The organism is Actinomadura sp. NPDC049753 (assembly GCF_040674655.1).
Classification (GTDB): Bacteria; Actinomycetota; Actinomycetes; order Streptosporangiales; family Streptosporangiaceae; genus Spirillospora; species Spirillospora verrucosospora.
Genome location: NZ_JBFARL010000322.1, coordinates 1 through 5,874 on the forward strand (window position 1 = coordinate 1; position 5,874 = coordinate 5,874).

A 5,874-nucleotide genomic window follows, 5' to 3' on the forward strand; every position below is an offset into this window, starting at 1 on the left:
TCGAACTATCACGGAAGGCGATCCATGAGCCTGGCGGCGACGCGCAGCACGTCGAGCTCGGTCTCCGACAGCCCGGCGAGGACACCGGGACGGCGGCCTTCTGCGTGCGGGGCGTTGCCGAAGCGGCAAGAGAGCGGGACCAAAGGGGCGAGTCATGTTAAGTTGCTACTGAAAATCGTTTTCATTTTCAGGAGCTTCCATGATGTCTGCTCAGCGCGCCCGCGTCCTCGGGGCGGGCGCCGCCCTCACCCTCGCGTCGCTCGGGGCCGCCGCCTGCGGGTCGTCCTCCGGCGCCGGGGCCGCGGAGACGGTCTCGGTCGTGGCCTCGACCAACGTGTACGGGGACATCGCCCGGCAGATCGGCGGGGACCGGGTGAAGGTGACCTCCTTCATCAGCGACCCCGCGCAGGACCCGCACTCCTTCGAGGCGGGGACGCGCGCCAGGCTCGCGCTGTCCAGGGCCGGTGTGGTCATCGAGAACGGCGGCGGCTACGACGACTTCATGGAGACGCTGCTGAAGGGGTCCGGTTCCAAGGCCCGGGTGCTCAACGCCGTCCAGATCTCCGGGAGGACCGCTCCGGCGGGCGAGGAGCTGAACGAGCACGTCTGGTACGACCTCCCCTCCGTCGCGCTGCTGGCCGACCGGATCTCCGCCGCGCTCGCCGAGGCCGACCCCGGGGACGCGCGGACGTTCTCGGCGAACGCCGCCGCCTTCAAGGCGAGGCTGAAGACGCTGGAGGGGAAGGCGGCGGCGGTCAGGGCCGCGCATTCGGGTGACGGCGTGGCGGTCACCGAGCCCGTCCCGGGCCACCTGCTGGACGCGGCCGGGCTGGTCGACCGGACGCCGGAGGAGTTCGCCGAGGCGGTCGAGGAGGGGGACGACGTCCCGCCGCGGGCGCTGCGCGACACGCTGGCGCTGCTCACCGGCCGGAAGGTGCGGGCGCTCGTCGTGAACGTGCAGACGAGCGGCCCGGAGACGGCCAAGGTCCGCGAGGCGGCCCGCGAGGCGGGCGTCCCGGTGGTGCCGGTCACCGAGACCCTGCCGGCCGGCCGGGACTACGTCGCCTGGATGGACGGCACCATCGCCGAGCTCATGAAGGCGCTGTCGTGATCGCCCTCCGCGGCGCGACCCTGGCCTACGGCGAGCGGACCCTGTGGCGCGGGCTGGACCTCGACGTGCGGCCCGGCGAGTTCCTCGCCGTCGTCGGCTCCAACGGGTCGGGGAAGACCAGCCTGCTCAGGGTGCTGCTCGGGCTCCAGCGGCTGTCGTCCGGAACGGTCGCGGTGAACGGGCGCCGCCCCCGGCGGGGCAGCGACGCCGTCGGCTACGTCCCGCAGCACCGGGCCGTCCCGCCGCACACCCCGCTGCGCGCCCGCGACCTCGTGCGGCTCGGCGTCGACGGCCACCGCTGGGGGCCCTGGCGACCGCGCCGGGACACGCGCCGCCGGGTCGACGCCGTCCTCGCCGACGTGGGCGCCGCCGCGTTCGCCGACGTCCCGCTCGAACTCCTCTCGGGCGGCGAGCTGCAGCGCGTGCGCATAGCGCAGGCCCTGGCCACCGGCCCGCGCGTCCTGCTGTGCGACGAGCCGCTGGCCTCGCTGGACGCCGAGCACCAGCGCGTCGTCGCCGAACTGGTGGACCGGCGCCGCCGCGACCACGACACCGCCGTCGTGTTCGTCACGCACGAGATCGACCCGGTCCTCCCCTTCGCCGACCGGATCCTCGACCTGGGAGCCGCCCGCGAAGCCCGAAGTTCCCGCCAGGAGACGGTATGAGCTGGCAAGACGCCTGGCACGAGATCTTCAACTTCCGGGACTACGGGGCGCTGCTCGGGCTCGTGCGCAACTCGCTCGTCGCGGGGGCCGTGCTCGGACTGGTCGGCGGGCTCGCCGGGACCTTCGTCGTGATGCGCGACCTGGCGTTCGCCGTGCACGGCATCAGCGAGCTGTCGTTCGCCGGCGCGGCCGCCGCCCTGCTGGCCGGGGCGAGCGTGGCGGGCGGTTCGATCGCGGGGGCCCTGGTGGCCGCCGGGCTGATCGGGGTGCTCGGCGCGAAGGCGCGCGACCGCGGCTCGGCCATCGGCGTGCTGATGCCGTTCGGGCTGGGGCTCGGCGTGCTGTTCCTGTCGCTCTACCAGGGCCGGTCGGCCAACAAGTTCGGGCTTCTCACCGGGCAGATCGTCGCGATCGACGCGCCGCGGCTGTCGTGGCTCCTCGCGACGTCGGCGGTCGTGCTGGCGTGCCTCGCGGTCATGTGGCGCCCGCTGGCGTTCGCGAGCCTGGACCCGGACGTGGCGGCGGCGCGGGGCGTGCCGGTGCGGGCGCTGTCGCCCGCCTTCCTGCTGGTGCTCGGCCTGGCGGTGGCCGTGTCCGTGCAGGTCGTGGGCGCGCTGCTGGTGCTCGCGCTGCTCTGCACGCCGGCCGCGGCGGCGGTGCGGGTCACCGCGTCGCCGGTGCTGGCGCCGCTGCTGAGCGCGGCGCTGGCGACGGTGTCGGTGCTGGGCGGGATCCTGCTGTCGATCGGCTCCAGCATTCCGATCAGCCCGTACGTCACCACGATCTCGTTCCTGCTGTACGGGGCGTGCCGCGCGGCGGGCGCCGCCCGGACCCGGCGCGGGTGGACGGCGCGGGGCACGCGCCCCGGCACCGTCCCTACATGATCTTTTGGCGCCCGCCCGGGATTGCGCCCCGGGCGGGCGCCGCACCGCGCATCGCGTTCCGGACATGTCGGATCCCAGATCGCCAGGTCGTTGCGATTCGCTTACCCGGGCGTGGGCATCGCCGCAGGCCGCACGGGAATCGAATCATCTGGACTCTTGCGGCGAACGGGGCGATTGGGAGGGCGCGATGTGGGATTTCGCGGGCCGGGACACCGCTATCGACCTGGGCAGCGCGACCGTGCGGATGCATGTGAAGGGCCGCGGCGTCGTCTGCCGCGAACCGTCGCTCCTCGCACGCTCCCGCGACACCGGGCGCATCCTCGCCCTCGGCGTCCCGGCACGGGAGATGGCCGGGCGGAACCCCGACGTCACGCTCGTGCGGCCCATCCGCGAAGGCGCGCCCACCGAGACCGACGAGGCCGAGTACCTCATGCGGCACCTGGTGCGCCGCCACCACCGGCGCCACTACACCGCGCGACCGCGCCTGGTCGTCACGGTCCCGAGCGGGCTGACCTCCGTCCACTACCGGGCGCTGCAGTTCTCCGCCTACCAGGCGGGCGCGCGCCGCCTCACGCTCGTGCCGACGCCCATCGCCGCCGCCATCGGGATGGGCATGACCTCCTGCGGGCGGCCCGACATCACGGTGATCGCCGACATCGGCGCGGACGTCACCGACGTGGGCGTCATCGCGTTCGGCGGCCTGGTCACCTCCCACACCGCGCACATCGGCGGGTCGGCGCTGGACCGCGCCATCGCCGCGCTCGTCCGCCAGGAGCACGGCATCGCGCTGTCGCTGGCGGGGGCGGAGGCGGCCAAGCTGGAGGTCGGCGCGGTGCCGCCGCTCGGCCGCCGCCCGGTGCGGCAGACCGTCGTGCACGGGCGCGACATCGCCACGGGCATGCCCCGCGGCGTCGTCCTCACCACCGCGGACGTCGCCCGCGCGATCGCCGCCCCGGTGGCGCGGATCGTGGACGCGATCGGCGCCGGGCTCGCCGGCTGCTCGCCCGAGATCTCCGGCGACCTGCTCGGCGTCGGCATCACGCTCACCGGCGGCAGCGCCCGGCTGCCCGGCCTGGAGCGGCTGATCCGGGACCGGACGGGGCTGGGCGCGCGGGTCGGGGACGACACCGGCGACGCGGCCGTGCTCGGCGCCGGGGAGGTGCTGCGGTCCGCCGGGTCGCGGGAGCCGTCGGCCCGCGAGACCTCACCGCGCCCGCACCTGCTGACGACCCTGGCGGAGTACTGACCGCGGCCCGCCGCGGTCGGCGGCCCCGCGCCCGGCGCCGGTTACACTTCCACTCCCATGAGCGACGCACCCGACCGCGAGGGACCGGGAAGCCCGCGGCTGCAGGAGGTCTCCGACGGGATCTTCGCCTACGTCCAGCCCGACGGCACCTGGTGGATCAACAACGCCGGCTTCCTCACGGGCGCGCGGGGGGTGACGAGCGTCGACTCCTGCTCGACCGAGCGCCGCACCCGCGCCTACCTGGAGTCGATCCGGTCGGTCACGGACCGTCCCGTCCGGACACTGGTCAACACCCACCACCACGGCGACCACACCTTCGGCAACTACCTGTTCTCCGGGGCGACCGTCGTCGGCCACGAGGGCACGCGGGAGGGCGCGCTCAGCTGGGGCATGCCGTTCGACGAGCCGTTCTGGACGAAGGTCGACTGGGGCGCCGTCGAGATCGAGCCGCCGTTCCTCACCTACACCGACGGCCTGACCCTGTGGGTGGACGACCTGCGCTGCGAGGTCCGGCACGTCGGCACGCCCGCGCACACCACCAACGACTCCATCGTCTGGATCCCCGAACGGCGGGTGCTGTTCTGCGGCGACCTGCTGTTCAACGGCGGCACCCCGTTCCTGATGCAGGGCTCGGTCTCGGGCGCGGTCGAGGTCCTGGAGGAGGTCGTCGCGCCGCTGGGCGCGGAGACGATCGTCCCCGGGCACGGGCCCGTCGCCGGTCCCGAGCTCATCGACCAGGTGCTCGGCTACGCGCGGTTCGTCCAGGCGACCGCGGCCGAGGCCCGGCAGGCCGGGCTCGCGCCGCTGGAGGCCGCCCGCGAGGCCGACCTCGGCCCGTACGCGGAGCTGACCGACCCCGAGCGCCTCGTGGGCAACCTGCACCGCGCCTACGCCGAACTGGACGGGCAGCCGCCCGGCGCGCCGATCGACCTGGTCGCCGCCCTCGACGACATGGTCGCCTTCAACGGGGGCCGCCCGCTCACCTGCCGCGCGTAGCGGCGCGTCAGCGCAGCTCGGCCGCGGTGACCAGGCGGATGTGGGCGGTGGCCCAGGCGCGGGTCATGCCCTCCGGGTCGTCCCCCGCGAGCGCCGCGGTGAGGGCGGCGAGCGTCCCGGCGCAGGTGCGCAGGCCGACGCGCTCCAGCGTCGCGCCCGCGCGGACGAGGCGCTCCCGCACGCCGGACGGCAGGCGCAGGAGGCCGCGGTGGGCCGCCTGCGCGCAGGCGGCGAGCGCCTCGTCCAGGGCATCGCCGAGCGGATCGGGCACGGCCTCGGGCGGGGCCCCGAGGGCGGCGGTGCCGTCGCCGGGGGCCAGGTCGGGGACGACGGGGCCGCCGGCGGTCAGCACGGCGAACGGGTCGATGACGAGGCCCCCGCGGTCCCTGCGGACGGCGCCCGACACGAACCGGGGCTCGGTCGCGAGCGCGTCGGCCAGGGCGTCCAGCGCGGCGGGCCGGTGGGGGCTGTAGTCGGCGGAGACGACGGCCGGGACGCCCGCCGCGTCGGCGACCACGGCCTCCAGCCGCTGCGCCCCGGGACGGTAGCCGATGTGGCGGACCTCGGCGATCTCGACGACGCGGACGAGCTCCGCCTCCACGCGGGGCCGCACGAGCCGGGGCGGGAGCGCGTCCAGGGCCCGCCCCTCGGCGGCCAGGTCGCGCACGAGCAGCCCGGCGGGCAGGCCCTCCCAGGTGTCGCCGAGCGGGGTGACCGTCGTCTTCGCGATCCGCCCGGAGGTGACCCGGACGACCCGTCCGGCGCTGCGCGAGGCGCTCTCGGACACGACGTTCGCGGCGGCGAGGGACCGCAGCGGCGCCCCGAGGACGCGGCGCCCGGCCAGGTCTGCGCCGGTGAGCCGGTCGCCGTCCGGGACGTCCCAGCGCCGCTTCAGCACCAGGACGACGCCGGTGGCGGTGTGCGCGAGGAAGACGTCGGCGGTGCGGGCCTCGGGCGTGCCGCCGACACGGC

General features: G+C 75.5%; 7 protein-coding genes. 5 read left to right on the forward strand and 2 right to left on the reverse strand.

All coding sequences use genetic code 11. The annotated features are described in order from the left end of the window. Positions 1 to 8: 8 nt before the first annotated feature. Complete coding sequence (locus tag AB0K37_RS39795) at positions 9 to 143, reverse strand: hypothetical protein (RefSeq protein ID WP_363990760.1); 135 nt, start codon at positions 141 to 143, stop codon at positions 9 to 11. Positions 144 to 199: 56 nt separating this feature from the next. Here AB0K37_RS39795 and AB0K37_RS39800 point away from each other — a divergent pair, with 56 nt between their 5' ends. The 5 genes from AB0K37_RS39800 (at position 200) to AB0K37_RS39820 (ending at position 4,902) form a co-directional block, all read left to right on the forward strand. Then, positions 200 to 1,111, forward strand: coding sequence for a zinc ABC transporter substrate-binding protein (locus tag AB0K37_RS39800; RefSeq protein WP_363990763.1), 912 nt, complete (start codon positions 200 to 202; stop codon positions 1,109 to 1,111). Then, positions 1,108 to 1,776 carry an ATP-binding cassette domain-containing protein gene (locus tag AB0K37_RS39805; RefSeq protein ID WP_363990766.1) on the forward strand — a complete coding sequence of 223 codons (669 nt, stop codon included), beginning with the start codon at positions 1,108 to 1,110 and terminating at the stop codon, positions 1,774 to 1,776. The genes AB0K37_RS39800 and AB0K37_RS39805 overlap by 4 nt, the downstream gene beginning before the upstream one ends. Continuing rightward, positions 1,773 to 2,660 (forward strand): metal ABC transporter permease, encoded by an 888-nt coding sequence (locus AB0K37_RS39810; protein WP_363990769.1) that lies wholly within the window; start codon positions 1,773 to 1,775, stop codon positions 2,658 to 2,660. Before AB0K37_RS39805 ends, AB0K37_RS39810 begins: the two co-directional genes overlap by 4 nt. Positions 2,661 to 2,847: 187 nt before the next feature. Continuing rightward, complete coding sequence (locus tag AB0K37_RS39815; protein ID WP_363990772.1) at positions 2,848 to 3,906, forward strand: rod shape-determining protein; 1,059 nt, start codon at positions 2,848 to 2,850, stop codon at positions 3,904 to 3,906. 57 nt (positions 3,907 to 3,963) lie between these two features. Then, positions 3,964 to 4,902: an MBL fold metallo-hydrolase gene (locus AB0K37_RS39820; RefSeq protein ID WP_363990775.1), complete on the forward strand. Its 939-nt coding sequence runs from the start codon at positions 3,964 to 3,966 to the stop codon at positions 4,900 to 4,902. Between the two features lie 7 nt (positions 4,903 to 4,909). Here AB0K37_RS39820 and AB0K37_RS39825 read toward each other — a convergent pair. Continuing rightward, a partial coding sequence (locus AB0K37_RS39825; RefSeq protein ID WP_363990778.1) for a hypothetical protein occupies positions 4,910 to 5,874 on the reverse strand: 965 nt, incomplete at its 5' end.